18 protein-coding genes and 1 pseudogene are annotated in these 19,146 nt (G+C 28.5%); 3 read left to right on the forward strand and 16 right to left on the reverse strand.

Annotated features, from left to right (window positions below; all coding sequences use genetic code 11):
- Window positions 1-52: 52 nt before the first annotated feature.
- From D3Z33_RS12760 to D3Z33_RS12775, 4 genes are all read right to left on the reverse strand, one after another.
- The gene (locus D3Z33_RS12760) at window positions 53-1,615 is read right to left on the reverse strand and encodes a hypothetical protein (protein ID WP_160198161.1); all 1,563 of its coding nucleotides are present in this window, start codon (window positions 1,613-1,615) and stop codon (window positions 53-55) included.
- Between the two features lie 5 nt (window positions 1,616-1,620).
- Entirely contained in the window at window positions 1,621-2,322 is a 702-nt protein-coding gene (locus D3Z33_RS12765) for an ATP-binding cassette domain-containing protein (protein ID WP_160198213.1), read from the reverse strand.
- An 82-nt stretch (window positions 2,323-2,404) separates the two neighbouring features.
- Complete coding sequence (locus D3Z33_RS12770) at window positions 2,405-3,016, reverse strand: TetR/AcrR family transcriptional regulator (protein WP_160198162.1); 612 nt, start codon at window positions 3,014-3,016, stop codon at window positions 2,405-2,407.
- Between the two features lie 63 nt (window positions 3,017-3,079).
- A complete protein-coding gene (locus D3Z33_RS12775) occupies window positions 3,080-3,517 on the reverse strand; it encodes a VOC family protein (RefSeq protein ID WP_160198163.1) in 438 nt (145 codons plus the stop codon).
- 403 nt (window positions 3,518-3,920) lie between these two features.
- Between D3Z33_RS12775 and D3Z33_RS12780 the strand changes: the two are divergent.
- Window positions 3,921-4,181: pseudogene (locus tag D3Z33_RS12780) on the forward strand (IS3 family transposase); the annotation flags it as partial.
- Between the two features lie 112 nt (window positions 4,182-4,293).
- Here the strand turns inward: D3Z33_RS12780 and D3Z33_RS12785 are convergent.
- From D3Z33_RS12785 to D3Z33_RS12805, 5 genes are all read right to left on the reverse strand, one after another.
- Window positions 4,294-4,515: a DUF3955 domain-containing protein gene (locus tag D3Z33_RS12785; RefSeq protein WP_160198164.1), complete on the reverse strand. Its 222-nt coding sequence runs from the start codon at window positions 4,513-4,515 to the stop codon at window positions 4,294-4,296.
- A gap of 109 nt (window positions 4,516-4,624) precedes the next feature.
- Window positions 4,625-6,631 (reverse strand): FtsX-like permease family protein, encoded by a 2,007-nt coding sequence (locus D3Z33_RS12790; RefSeq protein ID WP_160198165.1) that lies wholly within the window; start codon window positions 6,629-6,631, stop codon window positions 4,625-4,627.
- A complete protein-coding gene (locus D3Z33_RS12795) occupies window positions 6,621-7,388 on the reverse strand; it encodes an ABC transporter ATP-binding protein (protein ID WP_160198166.1) in 768 nt (255 codons plus the stop codon). The genes D3Z33_RS12790 and D3Z33_RS12795 overlap by 11 nt, the downstream gene beginning before the upstream one ends.
- A 328-nt stretch (window positions 7,389-7,716) precedes the next feature.
- The gene (locus D3Z33_RS12800; RefSeq protein WP_160198167.1) at window positions 7,717-8,730 is read right to left on the reverse strand and encodes an ATP-binding protein; all 1,014 of its coding nucleotides are present in this window, start codon (window positions 8,728-8,730) and stop codon (window positions 7,717-7,719) included.
- A complete protein-coding gene (locus D3Z33_RS12805; RefSeq protein WP_160198168.1) occupies window positions 8,727-9,395 on the reverse strand; it encodes a response regulator transcription factor in 669 nt (222 codons plus the stop codon). The genes D3Z33_RS12800 and D3Z33_RS12805 overlap by 4 nt, the downstream gene beginning before the upstream one ends.
- 477 nt (window positions 9,396-9,872) lie before the next feature.
- Between D3Z33_RS12805 and D3Z33_RS12810 the strand changes: the two genes are divergently transcribed.
- A complete protein-coding gene (locus tag D3Z33_RS12810) occupies window positions 9,873-10,178 on the forward strand; it encodes a CPBP family intramembrane glutamic endopeptidase (RefSeq protein ID WP_160198169.1) in 306 nt (101 codons plus the stop codon).
- 388 nt (window positions 10,179-10,566) lie between these two features.
- On the opposite strand, the gene D3Z33_RS12815 is transcribed toward D3Z33_RS12810, so the two are convergent.
- The 5 genes from D3Z33_RS12815 to D3Z33_RS12835 all read right to left on the reverse strand — a co-directional run bounded on the left by D3Z33_RS12815 (window position 10,567) and on the right by D3Z33_RS12835 (window position 16,700).
- Window positions 10,567-12,969 carry an ABC transporter permease gene (locus D3Z33_RS12815; RefSeq protein WP_160198170.1) on the reverse strand — a complete coding sequence of 801 codons (2,403 nt, stop codon included), beginning with the start codon at window positions 12,967-12,969 and terminating at the stop codon, window positions 10,567-10,569.
- Window positions 12,970-12,979: 10 nt separating this feature from the next.
- Window positions 12,980-13,648: an ABC transporter ATP-binding protein gene (locus D3Z33_RS12820; protein WP_160198171.1), complete on the reverse strand. Its 669-nt coding sequence runs from the start codon at window positions 13,646-13,648 to the stop codon at window positions 12,980-12,982.
- Window positions 13,649-13,779: 131 nt separating this feature from the next.
- A complete protein-coding gene (locus tag D3Z33_RS12825; RefSeq protein ID WP_160198172.1) occupies window positions 13,780-14,799 on the reverse strand; it encodes a sensor histidine kinase in 1,020 nt (339 codons plus the stop codon).
- Window positions 14,789-15,475, reverse strand: coding sequence for a response regulator transcription factor (locus tag D3Z33_RS12830; protein WP_160198173.1), 687 nt, complete (start codon window positions 15,473-15,475; stop codon window positions 14,789-14,791). The genes D3Z33_RS12825 and D3Z33_RS12830 overlap by 11 nt, the downstream gene beginning before the upstream one ends.
- Window positions 15,476-16,154: 679 nt before the next feature.
- Window positions 16,155-16,700: a nitroreductase family protein gene (locus tag D3Z33_RS12835; protein WP_160198174.1), complete on the reverse strand. Its 546-nt coding sequence runs from the start codon at window positions 16,698-16,700 to the stop codon at window positions 16,155-16,157.
- A gap of 128 nt (window positions 16,701-16,828) precedes the next feature.
- On the opposite strand from D3Z33_RS12835, the gene D3Z33_RS12840 reads away from it, so the two are divergent.
- A complete protein-coding gene (locus D3Z33_RS12840) occupies window positions 16,829-17,161 on the forward strand; it encodes a winged helix-turn-helix transcriptional regulator (protein WP_160198175.1) in 333 nt (110 codons plus the stop codon).
- Between the two features lie 248 nt (window positions 17,162-17,409).
- Here the strand turns inward: D3Z33_RS12840 and D3Z33_RS12845 are convergent, their stop codons facing one another.
- Both D3Z33_RS12845 and D3Z33_RS12850 read right to left on the reverse strand, forming a co-directional pair.
- Window positions 17,410-18,168 (reverse strand): class I SAM-dependent methyltransferase, encoded by a 759-nt coding sequence (locus tag D3Z33_RS12845; protein WP_160198176.1) that lies wholly within the window; start codon window positions 18,166-18,168, stop codon window positions 17,410-17,412.
- Window positions 18,169-18,230: 62 nt separating this feature from the next.
- A complete protein-coding gene (locus D3Z33_RS12850) occupies window positions 18,231-19,118 on the reverse strand; it encodes an AraC family transcriptional regulator (RefSeq protein ID WP_160198177.1) in 888 nt (295 codons plus the stop codon).
- Window positions 19,119-19,146: the final 28 nt, after the last annotated feature.

Here is a 19,146-nt window from a genome sequence, read left to right on the forward strand (position 1 = left end):
TATCTTTTCCTTGGGCATTAAAATGTTTTCTCATACTTTCCCCTCCTATAATTTATATGAATTTTGATTTACATGCTTTTTGATACATAATACTTGATGCGGTAATAGCTGCCAATGCCATGACCCATAATATAGGGATAAGCGGAAAAGCCAGAAACAAATGAAGTAAAACGGGCAAAGCAACTACTGCCATGCTGATTATATTAGACACAATAACCGGGAGACTTTGTTTTACAACTACAATTTCATTTTCCCACGTATAATTGGGATATTTCTTATTCAAAGTAATACCAACTATAGCAGTAAATAACGAATAAATAATAGGGATAAGAAACACACTCACTATTTGGAATATATTCATGCTTAATCGTGTCATAATGGATACTATGGCCAGTAAGTAACCAAAGCTATGTAAAGTCAAATTTACTGCAATCTTGCTATTTAAAATTGTTTTAATGGAAACAGGTGAACTCTGTAATATCCATATATTTCTTCCCTCTAATGAAATAGAGGATGCAGCAGGACAACTTAGGGAAAGCATAGCAGCGATAAGAATAGGGGAATAAGTAGAAAGAAAATTATTTATATCCTCAATACCTGTATATTGGCCTAACTGCTCTGGAGACATAATAATTAGAAGTATACTGAAAAGACATAGCATAACTACTCCAAGAGCTGTATTTAAAACTGCCATATAGGAACTGAATAATCGTCCAAACTCTTTCTTGTAAAGTGTAATAAATTGAGATTGCTGTTTTATTTTTTCTCTACGGTTTTCAGTATATTTCGATGATGTGGTTGCAAGAGCATTGAAAAGTCCATACCTTATTGATACTAATTTCATAGCAACATAAAATACAGAAGCAGATAATATGATGAATGCTACTGAACCAACTGTTGCAGAAAAGCCCTGATGATTTAGAAACCAATTTGACAGAGGATATAGTCCAGTAATTTGACTAGCAAGCATTGCACCAAGATTTTTAATATCATTTCCCGATTGCATACTGGAAGCACCTACATATCCTACTATACCAAGTGCTACAAAAGAAAATATCAGTGAAAATATGTTCCTATTTTTGAAATGGGAAGAACCAAGTACAATTAAAAGTCCAATTAACGAAGTAATGCACATTGGTATTAATGGAACAAAAAATATTGAAATAAAATAAAATATAAATCTAAGAACATCCAATGGAGTGTTCATTATCCATACAATTCCTCCTGAAGCCATAAACACAGAGCCAATTATAAAATTAAGCAGATACATAAATAAAAATTTACTACTAATAATCTCACTTGCTTTTACAGGTAAAGCAGACAGCATATCCATATCTCGACTTCCAAATAAAATGCCATTAGAACGAAGTAGTGTTAAAATCAAAATAGCAAAACTAGATATAGAAACCATATAAGCAGGTATCAGATCTTGTTCTCCCATTTGTACTAAGGCTTGCGCAATCAATACGTTATAAGCGCAAAAGAAAAGTATCAGAGTAACTACACCAACTCCTACGAGGATAGTTGTATTTTTTTTACTTCCTGGTTGCTTAATTTCATTGAGGGAAAAATAGTTGATTATTTGGGTTCGGAGTAATAGCCATGTTTTATTCATTTGTCTTACACCTCCATAAAAAAAGCTTCCAAAGATTGATTACCTTTAACTGTTTCAGTAGGCCCGCTTGCAATCAGCTTGCCAGCCTTAATAACGGCAATTTTATTGCAAAGCTTCTCTGCAACATCAAGAACATGTGTAGAAAAGAAAATTGCTCCACCCTTCGATACACATTCCTTCATTACCTGTTTCAATAAAAATGTTGCTTTAGGATCAAGCCCAACAAATGGTTCATCCAATATTAAAAGCTTAGGAGAATGAACTAAAGCAGAAATAATTGCAGTTCGTTGCTTCATCCCATGTGAATATGAAGATATAACATTCCCAAGGTTTAGAGTCATTTCAAATAAATCACTATATTTTTTAATTGATTGTATCGGTTGAGAAGTTGGAATGTTATATAAATCTGCAATAAAGTTTATATATTGATAACCTGTCAAATGTTCATACAAATCTGGATTATCCGGAATATATGCAAGTATAGATTTACAAGCTAACGGGTCTTTCTTGATGGAATGACCGTCTATGATGATTTTCCCATAATCAAAATCGTGAATTCCTAATACTGCTTTGATTGTTGTTGTTTTTCCTGCTCCATTAGCTCCAATAAATCCAAAAATATCTCCTGACTCAATAGAAAGGGATAACCCATCAACTGCTTTCTTTTTATTCCCATAAATTTTTGTAAGATTTTTAATTTCTAATATAGACATAAATAAATCCCCCTTTTACTGACATTTTGTCAGTTAATAATCTAAGAATAACCAATGGAAAATACCATTGGATTTCTTAGGTATTGAAAATAGATATTTCTGCACCTAATGTAGATTCTAATAACTTTTTGTATGCCACAATATAGTTTTCCTTCTCATTATCGGACAAAGCATTTACTGTAATAGAAACAAAGACGTAACCATTTATCAAAAAAGAAGCTGTTTGTGATGGATAGGATACATGAAACACACCTTCTGCAATACCTTGTTCAATAATATCTGTAAAATATATTGATATTTTGCTGGAAACTTTATGAGCAAATCGATCCATTACATAACGATTTTGCTCCAAGTCAACAGTTTTTTGCAGCGTAACCATCTCAGCAGTAATTGTATCTGGAGATATTAAAGTGGCTTCCACAAAAGAGCGAATTTTTTCTATTGCTGAATTTTCACCATAAGTAATCTCAGATAATCGCCGTAAAAGTGGTTCCGAATATCGCTCCACTAAACAATAGAGTATATCCTCCTTGTCTTTGAAATGATAATACAGCAAACCACGGGATATTTTAGCTTCCTCTATAATATTCTGTGTAGTTGTTTTTAAATATCCTTTTTTAATAAATAGACGCAAGGTAGCCTCCATAATTTCAGCTCTACGGACTTCTGGTTCTTTTACATCTCTCATACTACCACCTCTATAATAATAGTATATAGCAACAACTGACACTTTGTCAATAACTTGTTGTGATTATTTAATTTCCTCAGCCAACTCCAAAATAATTCCTTCTGGTCCACGAACGTAGCATAGTTTATAAGCATTTTCGTAGTTTTGTATCTCACCAATAAGTCCTGTCCCTTCCTTTTTAAATTTGGCAACAATAGCTTCAATATCATCAACAGCAAAGGAAATATGACGAATACCAAGAGTGTTTGCCAAAGGACGCTGTATGCCATTTTCATCTGATGGTGTGTGAAATTTTACTAGCTCTATATTTGCTTCACCATCTGATGTTCTAAGCATTACAACTTCCTCTCTAACCTCTTGAAGTCCTATTATTCGCTCTACCCACTCACCTTCTACTTCTCCTTCGCCTATCATTTCAAGACCTAGGTCAAGAAAAAATGCTTTCACAGCAGGAAGGTCATTAACAATTATACCTACATGATCTATTCTATGAATCTTCATATCTAATACCTCCTTGTTCTAAGATTTAAATTTATCATTTCCTACTTTCTTTTATAACTACCCTATCTAAATTTTTCTAAAACAAGATTTAAAATAAAGAAATTCATTAAATGATTACAAAAAAACTAAGCCTATTGATATAGATAAAAATAAAACAATAACACAACAGATTATCAAGTTATGCTAAAGAAAATGGCTAACCTTTAGAAGAAAAATAAAATATTAAAAAATTCTATATCCATATCCACAAAAAAATAGAATCAAAATTTTTATTTATTAAAAATTATAAAGATCAACATGACATTAAGTTAATGTGTAAAATAGTCGGTATTTCTAAAAGTTATTATTATAAATTCTTAAATAAAAAAGAAAGTAAAAGAAGCATTGAAAATAAAAAAATTATTCCTTAAGTGGTAAAAGGAATTCCTATGACAATGCCTGTATAGAATCTTTTCATGATTCGTTAAAGAAAGAAGAAGTTAACCTAGTTATTTATTATGATTATGATGCCGCAAGGCTAACTATATTTGAATACATTGAATCTTGGTACAATAGAAAGATAATTTACAGTAGGATTGGATATTTAACCCCTCAACAATATGAGGATAGTATTAAAAAAACTGCTTCGCACTATAGACTATGCCCATGCCGGGCACACAAATAAATACTCCCTCAACCTTAATTTGAGGGAGTATTTTATACACTATTAATAATACTATTGAAACAAATCAGATTTTTTCCAACTTTAAATTTCACTTCTATCAGTTAATTATAATCTAATATTTATCATTACCATAATCCTTTTTGTTATGATTTTTAATCATTTTTATTACTACTGAAATAACAGCTATAATTGCAAATAAATATCCTATAGGTATAAGAAAAAATGGTTCAGATAATGTTCCATCTGATAAAATTTCAGAACCTATCAGTTTAAATGCAATAAAACATCCTAAACTAATTATTATTGAAATAATACTAAATAAATATTTTTTCATATATTTACCCTCCTTACACTCTTTAATTTATATGCATTTTTTGAAACAACAAGTTTTAATATTATCATAGAATCTTATAAAATTCATAAAAGAACTATAAGCTCTTATCTTAACTATTCTTAACTATATTTTTATATCCAGTATAAGCAGCGTATAAATAGGTCCCATATACTCCAATAACTATAATTCCTGTTATAAATATAGTCGGTCCAAGCTTGAACAGAAATACTAAACCTACATTTCTTGACAATTTACCTATTATTGCTAATGCTACTATAGAATGTACTATTGATAGCATTAGAGGTGCCATAAAATGTATTAGAATTTGAGTAAATATAGTTTTATTAATCATATTATTAGAAACACCAATTTTTTTGAGTGTCTTATATCTGCTTGCACTATCACTTGCTTCTGTTAACTGTTGGATTGCTAATACTGCTGCACTAGCTATTAAAAATACAAATCCCAGATATACTCCTATATATAAATTTGTTCCTATAGCACTTTTTGTTTCATTATATACTTGTATTTTAGTTTCTGCGCTTATAATAAAGCCATATTTATCTAAAATATCGCTACGGTTATAATCTACATTGGCAAATTTTTGTCTCAGCTTTTTAACATCTTCTTCTAGATCTTGTTTATTCATTTCATTTAGATTGTTTATATGCATAGTTGAATAACTTTTAGGCATTCTTTCTACAGCATCGTCTGGCACGATTGCTATTAAATTATACTCAATATCTTTTAAATCCATATCTTTGATTAAAGTATATTTATTCCCATTAATATTTATTTCATTTTTATTATTCATTAATTTGTTTAATGCTTGCTTCTCATTATTATCATTTGTTAACAGTAAAACTTCATTTTTTTCTAACTCTACTGTTGAATCTCCCTTTAACTTTCTCATTTCATTGTACTGTGATACCTTTATAGTTTCTAATACCCCAACATATTTTTTAAGTCTCTCTTTTAACTCTTTATTTGAATATTCATTTAATAAATCAGATACTTTAATTTTTGTATAGTATGCATCTAATACAGCATATTCATAGGACTGTCTTAAGTTAAAATCTACTGTTTTTAAAGCCTTTTCTATATTTTGTACTTCTTGTTCGTCACTACCAACATTTAGTTCAATATTAGCATCAAAAGGTGATAATTTTTCTAATTCTTCTTCTAATTTGGACTTAATGCTTAAGCTTGATGATGAAATTACTATAGTGACAAATAACATGAGGCATATTATTCCCATTGATATAAAGTTTGTATTTATTTTATTACTAAACTGTTTTATAACAAATATATTTAACTTTTTTAAATATATTTGTTTATTTTTTTTCATTATAAATAAGATAAATCCAGCTAATCCAAAGAAGAATAATAGTGTACCGGCACCTCCCCATACTATAGACAGAGGAAAATTAATATCTTGAGGATTAGATGAATACTTCCATCCTAAATAGTAAGCTCTTGATAAAACACCTATAGATATAATGAATATTGTAACTGAAATTACAGGATTTCTAACTTTTATTTCTTCGCTTTTCTTTGATGCATTTATCATATCAATTAGTTTATGCTTGGACACAGCTACTGTATTAAATATCATAACTAAAATAAACATTGTACCAAAATATATGATAGTTTTTCCAATAGCATTGGTAGACATAATAAATTTATACTCTTCCATATCAAACTCAAACAATTTGCCTGTAATTACTGATATTCCTTGAGATAATATTATTCCTAGCAATAATCCTGTACCTAATGAAATGATGCCTACTATAAGGGTTTCATAAGTTAATATTCTAGATACTTTTTGTTTTGACATCCCTAAAGTAGTATATATTCCAAACTCTTTTTTCCTTTTTTTGACTAGAGCATTATTTGCATATATAACTAGTGCACAAAAAATAACTGAAATAAATATAGATATATAGGATATTAATTTAACTAATATATCTATTTTATTTATATCTTCTATTACTGTTTGAGAATTCATTGAATTAAAATTATAAAATATACACACTGCTAATGTAAGAGTTATAAAGTATATTGTATAATCTTTAAAACTCTTTTTTATATTATTAGTGGCTATATTAAAATACATTATTAACATCTCCTCCCAACAGTGTCATTACTTCAATAATTCTATTGAAAAATTCTTTTCTAGAATCATTACCTCTAACTATCTCATTAAATATTTTACCATCTTTTATAAATAGTATCCTATTAGCATAACTTGCAGTGAAAGCATCATGGGTTACAAGTAATATAGTAGCTTCCAAATCTCTATTTAATTTCTCAAAAGATTCTAATAATAACCTTGCAGATTTGGAATCTAAAGCCCCAGTAGGTTCGTCGGCCAATATGAGTGATGGGTTAGTAACTATTGCCCTAGCGCAAGCTACTCTTTGCTGCTGTCCACCTGACATTTGGTAGGGATGTTTATTTAAAATATCTGAAATGCCAAGTGTTCCTGCAACTTTTTTTATTAAACTATCTATTTCCTTTGGCTTTCTTTTCTGTATTGTTAAAGCTAAAGCTATATTTTCATAACCAGTTAATGTATCAAGCAAATTGAAATCTTGAAATATAAATCCTAACTCATCTCTCCTAAACTTATCTAGCTTTTTAGATTTTAATTTTGTAATCTCATGATTATTTATAGTAATATTACCAGTTGTTACGTTATCTATTGTTGCAATGCAGTTAAGCAAAGTAGTTTTTCCACTTCCAGATGGTCCCATTATTCCAACGAACTCACCTTTATCCACCTTGAAGCTTATGCCATCTAATGCTTTAGTTACAACTTCTTTTTTTCCATAATACTTTTCAATATTTTCTATTTTTAATATATTTTTCATATTTATATCCTCCATTCAACTTTATTGAATTTGCTAACTACCTTTTAATCTACCTTATAACATTATTATATTAGTCTATTAATAGATTACATATCGAATTAGCTTTCATTAAAGTTTCATTTTTGTAAGATAATCTTTTGTTATAAGTTTTCCATTTGTACAAATCCTAATACAAATTTACCTAATGACTTACTTCCACTTCTTTAAGTGACATATATACACCTAGTACCTTTTTTATATGAGCATTTTGCCTTAAATCGTATAAAAAAGTTTAAAAGCAAATTTAAAGATTAAAAGAAAAAAGTGTGAGTATTTTAACTCACACTTTTCAATTCAATAAATTAAATTTGCTTAATGGAAATATTATATTGACCTTTGTTCCTATCCCTAATTCAGATTTAATATTTATTTCTAAACCTAACTTATCACAAAGCTTTTTGCAAAGATATAATCCCATACCTGTAGATGTGTTATATTTTCTTCCATATTCTCCTGTAAAACCTTTTTCAAAAACTTTATTGATATCCTTCTCTGAAATTCCTATACCACTATCTTGAATTGTAAGTATTACGTTATTCTTATTAGTAGTTGAATATATCTTTATACTACCTCCTGTGGATTTTATATACTTGATTGAATTAGTTATAATTTGATTTAGTATAAACTCTACCCATTTTATATCACTATATACAACAGCATGTATTTCATCTAGCTGTAAATTTATTCTTTTATTTATAAAATCTTTAGAATTTCTTTTAATAGTATTATTTATAGCTACTGATAAGTCAAACCTCTTTATTATATAATCTTTACTAACATCACTACTCCTTGAATAGTACAATGCCTGCTCTACAAATCCTTCTATTTTCTTTATTTCTTTGCCTATATTCTTTGTAATAAGACTTTTATTATTTTCTATAATCAACATACTAGATGAAATAGGTGTTTTAATTTCATGAACCCAAGTCTCAATATATTCTCTGTACTCTAACTGAAGATTTTTATAATAATTTACATGCTCATGCATTTCTTTATTACATGTTTTTAATATATCATAAAAAAGTTTTCCTTCTAAAAAATCTGTTTTTTCCATGATTTCTGGTAATAAATACTTTTTATCAAGACCTTGTAATATTTCTTCCATATTATTATAATATTTTGCATATTTAAGAAACTCTATACTTATATAAACTGCTAAAGGTAAAAACCATATTATAAAAATTGAAAATATAACAATACTTCTTATTTCCAGTATAGCTAATATTAACGCTAGAATTAAAAAAACTATAGAATTTACAAAAATGAATAAAAATCTTTCTTTTAAATATTCTTTTATACTCATGGCATTATGTACCCTAAACCTCTTCTTGTTTGTATTACATCCTTTACACCTATATCTTCAAGGGTTTTTCTTAACCTTGTTACATTTACAGATAGTGTATTATCATCAATAAAAACATCTGAGTTCCATAAGTATTCCATTAATTCTTCTCTAGATACTATAGTTCCTTTTTTCTTTATAAGATAAGAAAGTATCTTTATTTCATTCTTAGTTAATTGTTCGGTGTTTTCCTTATAAACAATACTACCATTTAATAGATTTAGTTTCATATCATTATAAGATAATATATCACTAAGACTATTTTTGGAGGTTCTCTTCAAAACTGCTGAAATACGCGCTAAAAGTATTTGTGTATTATAAGGTTTTGTGATAAAATCATCTGCACCTAAATTCATACTCATGAGCTCATCTGTTTCACTATCTCTACTTGTAACTACTATTATTGGCGTATCTAAATTTTTTCTAATCTCCCTGCATATATGATATCCATCAAAGACAGGTAAATTTATATCTAGTAAAATTAGGTCAGCATCAGATTTATATATATATTCAACTATATTGTTAAAATAATCTGGAGCATCAATCTCATAATCATATTTAGATAAAAATATTTTAAGTTCTTCTCTTATAATTTTAGTATCCTCTATTATAATAATTTTCTGCATATCTATCCTCCAATATAAATCTCTGAGTATCCAAAAAGTCACTTTCATCTAATAGTTTATTAATGTATCACTTTGCTATTCATATATTACTTACTTAATTATATTTAATATCGCTGGGAAAAGGTATCTACATATTTGGATTTAGGTTAATAACTAAGAATTTAACTTATAGAAGTTAAGTGTAAATTACTTTTTTATAAATCTTTACATTATTATAACTAAATTAAAATCAAATATCAACGACAAAAAGTTTTGGACTTTACACAAAATACTATACACTACCTATATCAAAACTAGTTTATATTACTTGTAATAAAAGAATACACATAATCTTTTATTATATTTTTTTGAGTTACTATTACTATAACCTTACAGTTTTTCTAAAATACAAAAAGGCTGAGTAAAAAATATTCAAATAAGTTATTTTTTAAAATTTTATTCAAATTTGAGGGCATAATTTATATAAAAATAATTCCTATGCTTTTTGGAGAAGAATTGATTACTATAATACCATTTTTAATAGTATTGGAATTTAGTTATAAAAATTTAAATCTCTCTAGAAAAAGATCAATTATAACAGCTTGGATTGTTACTTCTTTACTTTTTGGAGCTATTCATTTGCCCACATATAGTTGGAATATTATTCAAGCGATTTTAGGAATAGGAATTGTTAGAATAATTCTTACTTATCCATACATTAAAACAAAGAATATTTGGACTTCTTTGTTAGTTCATCTATTAAATGATTGGATTCTTTTTTTACCTGCTATATTTTTAGGATAGGATGCAAGGACTTATTATTAGCTCCTAAGATAACTACATGATAACGGTCATAGGTGTGAAGGACCTGCATCATATCTGAGTTTTCTATCATAATTATGTTAGAAATTATGTCAGCTGACTATGTAAATTAGTTTAACAATATTAGGATTCAGAGTCATTAGTAAATTTAAGTCCTAAACAATATAAATTACATAACCTTAAAAAATATCTAAATAAGTGTTGACAATTCACTTCTTTTCCATCAACTTTGTATTTTTTCCAATGCCCTAACTAAAGTATTTATATTTTTAATACCTTTATAATCTGAATCCTTTCTTCTTATATATCATTGTCGAGAGCCCTTAAAAACATTACTTAACTATTTCTGTGGAATATCTATCTATAAATACTAATGTGCACCATGACGCAATCTTGAAACCAGACTTTCCTTCTGAAATAATCTTACTAAAATACTAGAAACAACTATAGGCACCATGACAATAATCATAATATATATTAAAAGATATCCTATTGGAAAATGGTAATGAAGATAAGTTGCACCAAAGTGCTGCAATACTCTTATTAATCCATATCCTAATGCTGTACCAAATATTAAAGTTATTATTAAATTTCCAAAAGACAAACCTAAGCCTTCAAATTGAATCATTCTTATCAATTGTTTATGGCTTAATCCAATAGATTGGAGCATTGCAAATTCTTTTTGTCTCGCAATAATATTAGTTATTATTGTATTGACTAGATTAATTAAACTAAATAAAATGATAAAACCACTTAATCCTATTATTACTTTATTTATTAAATCAAATGATTGCTTATCTTCTATTAAATTTTGTTTTAATGTACCCATTTCAAGCAAAGGACTTTCTTCTATTATATTAGAAAGTTTCTTTTCTACTTTATCTCCTTCCTTCTCAAAATTATTTACAGATATAACTAATGTATCTATTGTATTAATGCCTGGAAATAATTGTTCTAACTTTTCAATTGGTAAGATAAACCACCCAGAGTTATATGTGACATTACTAGATTTATCTATAGACCCTATGACCTTAAATGTTTTTTCAATTTCCTTATTTCCATCAAAGTACCTGAATTTAACCTTATCTCCCATGTCAAATTTCCACCCATAGATTTCTTCCGCTACTTTATTATGTGCTACAAGGATTTCATCATTTTCTATCATCCTATTATAATCAAAAGTCCCTTCTACCAATGTTTTGTTTATTATATCAATATCTTCTCTCTTAAATGCTGAAAAATAGTCCCCTTTATTGACTACATCCTTATAATCATATTTTACAGATGTACGATTAAATTCTATAATATCATCAACCTCTGGTATTGACTTTATCTTTTTCACTAATTCTTCATTCATTGGGTTTTTCAATTGAACTCCTGTTATGCCCTTATCAATAGTCTGTACCGTATTATAATCAAAGGAAATAATATATTCTCCCAGTTCATACATACCTTGCCTTGAATATTCTTCTAAAGAAGTTGATACTATCATAGTTGTGCTCATAATAAATAAAGCTCCACCTATTCCAAGGGAAACTAATGTCAAAAAAGATTTGTTCCTATTCCTTCCTATGCTAATTCTTGCCATGGAAAAAGGAGACAATTTTCTATGTAATTCCTTAGTTTCCTTTAATCCTTTGCCTTCAAACCCTGCAAATCTAGATGCCTCAACAGGTGAAATAGAAGAAGCCACTTTTGCTGGTTTTTGAACTGAAATAATTATGGTAATGAATTCTGCTATTGCTATGATTAGACTTAGAATAGAAGTATGTTTAAAACTCCATCCTTCTGGAATAAGCCAGTATGAAATTATCCAGGATATCAGAAGTCCTATAGGAGTTCCCATTAAAAACATAATTGTCCCTTCTCTTCTTACCATTGCTTTAATTTGTTTTTCAGAAGTACCTATGGTTCTCAACTGACCAAATCTTTGAATATTATCTAAAACTGAAATATAGAATATACTGTACACAACCAATATGCTGACCAATAGAATTCCTAGAGATACTACTATTATAACTAAAGCATCTTGTTTAGATAGGGTTAAGGAATTAGCAAAAAAATTGTTTGGATTTATGTCTTTTCTTTCAATTCCTGCATCTTTCCCAATTCTTCTTAGGCTGTCTAAAAACTCACCTTCTGACATTATAGATGCATTTTTTATTTTACAAAAAACAATATAAGGTTCATCCTTCATCTGCTCTCCTTTTTCAGAATACGCCTTGGAAAATAGGATTGAATTGATACTGGAATTCTCATTACCTTCCTCATAAAATCCACTAATTACAAATTCTTCCTCTTTGCCATCTAAAAATTTTATCTTTATAGAATCTCCTATATTTTCTGCATCAGGAAATAATTCTAATATAGGTCTATCTACTACAACCTCATTAAATTTTTCTGGATAATTTCCCTCAGCTATTGTTTTTGTCTTTATACTCTTTGTATCTTTTTCAAAATAAACTGGATGAATCATTTTATTTTCCATCTTAAAACTACTAACACTCTTTCCTAATGTTAAGAAATCTATTTCATCAGAAGCTTTTAACTTCTCAATCTGTTCTTCATTGACATTCTCATAAATAACATGCTGTACCGTATCTAACTGCTTTTTAGTTTTCTGTTCCCTTGCTGATTGAAAAAGAGACATGACTCCAAGTAATGAAACAGATAATATAATAGTTATTAATATAAAAACATTTCTTGTCCTATTAAATTTCACGCTCCTACTTGCTAATTTTTGTATGACTTTTCGATTATTATTTGCTATCATAACTTTTCCCCTATCTATTATAAATTTTTCCATCTTCAATTCTGACAATCCGATCAGCTAATTGAGCAATTTCGTTATTATGGGTAATCATTACAATAGTTTGATTAAATTGTTTACTTGTTCTTTTTAATAATCCCAATACTTCAGAACTGGTTTTACTATCTAAATTTCCAGTAGGCTCATCTGCTAAAATAATAGAGGGCTTAGTGGCCAAAGCTCTTGCTATTGCTCCCCTTTGTTGCTCTCCACCTGATAAGTAATTAGGAAATCTTCGTTTTTTATCTCCTAAATGTAGTAGTTCAATTACTTCTTCTATATATTCCTCATCAATTGTTTCTCCATCTAAGTCCAATGGCAAAACAATATTTTCATAAAGATTTAGCATAGGTACTAGATTAAAATTTTGGAAAATAAATCCTACATTTCTTCTTCTAAAAATAGTTAATTCTTCATCAGACAGCAGAGAAATATCCTGTCCAGTTACAATCACTTGTCCTGTAGTAGGATTATCTAACCCACCTAACATATTTAACAAAGTAGACTTCCCTGATCCCGAAGTTCCTACAATTGCAAGAAACTCACCTTTTTTTACTGTTATATTTACTCCATCTATGGCTTTTACAATATTATGTTCTTCTCCATAATATTTTTTTAAATTTATAGCTTCTAATATATTCATTATATCTTCCTCCTTTTCTTAAGATAACTTTATCAAGTAAATCTAACACAAATATAACAGAATATATTTTTAATTAAAAAAAACAATACCAATTCTAACTTTTTTGTTAGAATTGGTATTGAGCATATTATTTATAAATCATTTGGTAAAAAAACTGAAAAGGTAGAACCTTCTCCAACAATAGATGATACTTTTATATACCCCTCTTGTTTTTGAATAATTTCTCTTGATAAATAAAGTCCAATGCCTACTCCTTCTTTATCATAACTACTTTCTTCTCTAAAAAATCGTTGAAATATCTTACCAAAATTTTTTTCCAGAATACCTACTCCCTGGTCAATAATATCAACTTTGGTGTACATCTCCCATTCTTGCACTTTAATCTCTATTTTTGTCTTATCTAAGGAGTATTTAATTGCATTTTCTAATATATTAGACAAAGCTTCTGATGTCCATTTTTTATCATGTGATAAATTATAATTCTCTGGACACTCTACAATAATTTCTATACTTTTATTCTCTGCCTTTACTGTGATTTCCGATATAGCTTCAGCAATAGTGTCAAATAAATTTGATGGGGTCTTATTTAACTGAATTAATCCTGTTTCCAACCTTGATGATTTAATCATAGAATCTAATAGAAAGCCTAGTTTGTCCAGTTGCTCATCCATAGACTTTAATAGTTTTTCTTTCTCTTCTTTAGATACTTCTTCCTTAACTAAAGCTGATTGCAGTATCTTTAAATTAGTCATAGGAGTCTTTACCTGATGAGAAACATCTGAAATTAGATTTTGCAACTTCTCTTTTTCTTTTAATCCTTGTAAAGATTCTGCCTTCCATATTTCTGATAATCGAAGAATTTTTTGATTTATTTTTGAATCAAAAGTTTCATCTAATGTTTTTAATTTGTTAATCTTTTGATGGTCTCTATTGATTAAATAAATTAGTGAATAATTTAAAGTATTGATATAATCCATATATTTACTAATAGTTTTTTTCTTATTGTAATAAAAAATCAATATAATGGCAAAATAAGTAATTAATGAAAATAATAATAATGTTACATTATAAAAATATAAGGTTAAAAAAACATGATATATAATACCTATTATAATTAAAATAATCATTTCAAAAAAATCTCTATTCCTCATAGGCATCTCCTACCCACTGATAGCCCATTCCATAGATTGTCTTAATATATTTTTTATCTTTAGTTTCAATCTTAGACCTAATTCGGCTAACCATCATAGTTAAAGCATTTTCGTCCACATATTTTTCATTTTCATCCCATAGCTTTTCCAATAATAAGCTTCTCGTTAGTACCATTTTATAGTTTATAACAAATAAATATAATAGGTTAAACTCTGCAGTAGTCAATTCAATATTTTTTCCTTGTATCATAGCTGTACGTTTGGTGAAATTCAAAATCAAATTTCCATCATCATAAATATTCCCTGTATTCTTTATACTGGTACTCTTTAACCAAATCTCTACTTTTTTAAGAAAGATGCTAACATGAAATGGTTTTGTAATATAATCCTCTGCTCCCAATTCGTAACCCTTCAACATATCACTTTCCATGTCATTTGCAGTTAAAAATATAATAGGTATTGTTGTTTTACTCCTACACATTTTACATAGTTCAAAACCGTTTCCATCTGGAAGGTTTATATCTAATATAATCAAATCAAATTTACCTTTTGAAAGATAGTCTTTAGCAGTTGCTACATTATGAGCAGAGATTACTTCATATCCTTCCATTGTTAGGTGAAAAGCTAAAGTTTTATTTAACAAACGATCATCTTCTACTAATAATATTTTTTTCATTCGCTTTACCTTCCTTATGGTATTTTAATCAATAAATCTTTGACACTTCTAATACTAATATGTCAATAAAATTAACATGTGGTCCTATATAGTTTCCTATACAACCTTTTAATTATAAATCTCTAGGATAGAGCTTCAGAAATCTAATTTATGTATATCTTATGCTCTTGTCATTATTATAGCATATTCCCCGCAGGCTAGTTCGGATAGAAATTGAGCACTTTTGTTATGATTTTAGTTTATTTTCATGTTTTAAATATAAATTAAGAGAGAATTAAGCTTATATTTAATTCTCTCTTATTCTGTTATTTACAACTTTTTATTTTATTTCTTTTTATAACTACCTTATCTAAAGTCATTTGAAACAAAATTAAAAATATCATGATAAAAACCAGTGGGGATAGAATATATTTTTGCTCTACATGCCTTGAGAAGATAATAAAGATGATAGTTGAATACTATATCTCCTTGAAGAAAAAGCTTATTGTTTAACAAGGACAATTTTTTTATTTTTATTATAGCGACAAAAATATAATTGTAGGTAGTTATATTCTAAAATAAAAAGAAGACTCAGAATTAAATCCAAGTCAACCTAATAAATAATACTTATTCATCCTCATACTCCATTAGTATTCACAAAAATATACCAACTTAGGTTTACCCCATAGTGCTGCACAAACTATTCTTTATTCTCTACTTCTTTATCGAAAAAAGAACCATAGAAAGTAGTCTGTGATAGATTCAGACGTTTATTATGATTAGAATGTGGAACTGCTTCATTGCTAGGATAACCGAGCAATAGCAACGCGACAGGAATGATATTTGACGGAATATCAAAAGTTTTTATTATAATATCTGGATTAAAATGCCCTACCCATGTAGAACCTAACCCTAAGTTTGTTGCCTGTAGCATCATGTGTGTTGCAACAATGCTTGAATCAATATCCCCACTATCCTTATTATCAAATTTTCTTTTCCAGCTTGAATTTCTATCATAGCAAACTAAAAGAGCCAAACTTTGATTAAACTTATAGGGTGTACAAAGGCTTAGTTTAGATAGATCTTCCTTATTATCTAGAACAAGGATTCGTTGTGGCTGATAATTAACAGCAGTGGGAGCTACTCGTCCCGCCTCAAGTATTAAATTCAATTTTTCTTTTTCAACTTTTTTATCACTAAATTTCCTAACAGAGTATCTCTTTTCTGCTAATTCTAAAAAATCCATATCACATTCTCCTTTAATTAGAGTTATATTTGACTTTGACAAGTATAGTGTATATTATTATATTAAGTTCTTCAAGTATGAACATTTTTGTTATATACTAAACTTTTTGTAAGTATTGAGGTGATATTATGGATTTTAATAGTAAGTACGGAAAATGTCCAATATACTACACGATTTCAAAAATCCAAGGAAAATGGAAATGGGCTATTTTATATAAACTCTATAAATCTAAAGTAATTCGCTACAATAAACTTTGGAATGATTTGAAACCCATAGCTCATAGAACGTTAAGCAAGCAGCTTAAAGAACTTGAATCAGATGGATTAGTTCATCGAGAACAGTATAATGAAGTTCCACCAAGAGTTGAGTACTCTCTTACAAATGATGGACAAACCCTTTCTCCCATTCTTGAATTGATGTCTGACTGGGGATCTGAACGCATAAATAGCGATATAAAATAAGAAAAGTCAATAAAGACTCCTACAGTTTGATTGACTCTGCTATTATCTTCCATCATTTTAATAATTATGATCTTTTGGTCTTTTACATTGATTAAGTTGATTAAGGTTTCCTCTTTGCATTTCAGAAAAAACAACAGAAAATGAAATCGAATTACCCTACATCATCTATGTTTCACCCTAAAAAATGGGTGTTTTCCAGCCTGGTTTTTGCCTGTTTTTCATTTCAAAACTACAACATAATACCATTTCTATTTAATAGCAACAGCCTCAAAAGTAATTATCTCTTCAGAATTTGATGGATATTGTCCAAATTTATAATCTGAAGAAATCACAATATTTTTAAATCCTATACTTTCAAGTATTAATTTAAACTCTTCTACTCCATACCATCGTAATGGAAAATACTCTAATTCAGTTTGAATAAGTACACCTTCACGCCACTTTTCATATCGTCCATGGGAAATAGTATATTGATTTATATAGTCAACTTCAACAATTTTATTTTCTAATGTAATTATATCTCCATTAGAACATTCCAAAGTTTTTGTAGAAACTGTGTCTATTGAAATATCTGTTTGTAAAGATATATCAACAATTAATCTACCACCATTAGATAAATGCTTATAAAAGTTTTTTAATGCTTTTATTGAATCTTCTCTTTTATGTACTAGAAGGAACGTTCCCGTTGGTACAATAATAGCGTCATATTTTGTATCTTGTGAAAAAGACTCCATCTTTGCCTCAAAAAGTTTAGCATTTAAACCTATCTTTTTACAGTTATTCATACATATATTTAACATATCTTTTGAACTATCAAACCCTTCAACATTTAATCCTTTTTTTAAAAGAGGAATTAATATACGACCAGTTCCTATTCCAGGTTCAAGAATAGGTCCTTTGCATGACTCTAATCTATTCATATAAAACTCAACATCCCCAAAAGAATGACCTATAGGTTTATCCATATCATATACTTCTGAAGACAATCTACCATAATAACTTAACATTTTTTATCACCTTCTTCTTTTATTTATAAGTAAACTTTGTAAACATAAAGAGATAGTTGCCTTTATTTTACTTTTTTAATAGGAACGTAAATATCCATTACAGTATCCTGCCTATGATGACAACGTTCATCATAGAATTCAAAATCAAGTTTACTTTCGTCATATACATATCCACTATCTTTAAACCAATCTTCAAAAATATATTTCCATGTGCCTGCAATGATCTTTGCAAACTCCTTTTGTTCTTTTTCATTTGTAGTATCAATAGGAGGCGTTGTAAAAACTGCATACTCAGCTTCTGGAACTTCTACTGTTAGCATATTTTCTTCTACCTTTGAAAAGTCATCCACTATAACACCTAAAAGATATATTGTATTTCCATCTTCAGATAATGGAACACATAATCCCACTTCACCATGCTTAGCAGGATTTAAAATTTTATACATTTTACTTTCTAAATTTTCACCATTATAATTGCTCCAAAAGGATGCAATATCCTTTGTATATGTTCCCCCAGTAATATTGGTTTTAATTCCATAGCCAGCTACCTTAAAGGCAGCTTTCTTTACAATAACAGGATACATAATATAACCTCCAATTTCAAATGTTGTTTTTGCATCATCATATCCAGCCATTCGCGCTATATATTGTGTTGGACTATAACCAAAAGATTTACGAAATGCCTTGGTAAACCCACTATGTGTTTCAAATCCATATTCTAAAGAAATATCAATAATTTTTCTACCTTTGAATAATTCTATAGCTGCTAAAGACAACCTTCGTTCTCGAATATATTCCATAACAGACATGCCTTTACATAGGCTAAAAACTCTACAAAAATGATAAACTGAGTACCCTAATTGATTAGCAACATCTTTAATAGTAATATTTTCTTTGATATGCTCCTCAATAAATTTAATACACTTCTCAATATCTCTCCTATAATTCAATTTCCACCTCCACCTGACCTTTCTCCGT

Origin of the sequence: Senegalia massiliensis (assembly GCF_009911265.1) — a bacterium.
Classification (GTDB): domain Bacteria; phylum Bacillota; class Clostridia; order Tissierellales; family SIT17; genus Anaeromonas; species Anaeromonas massiliensis_A.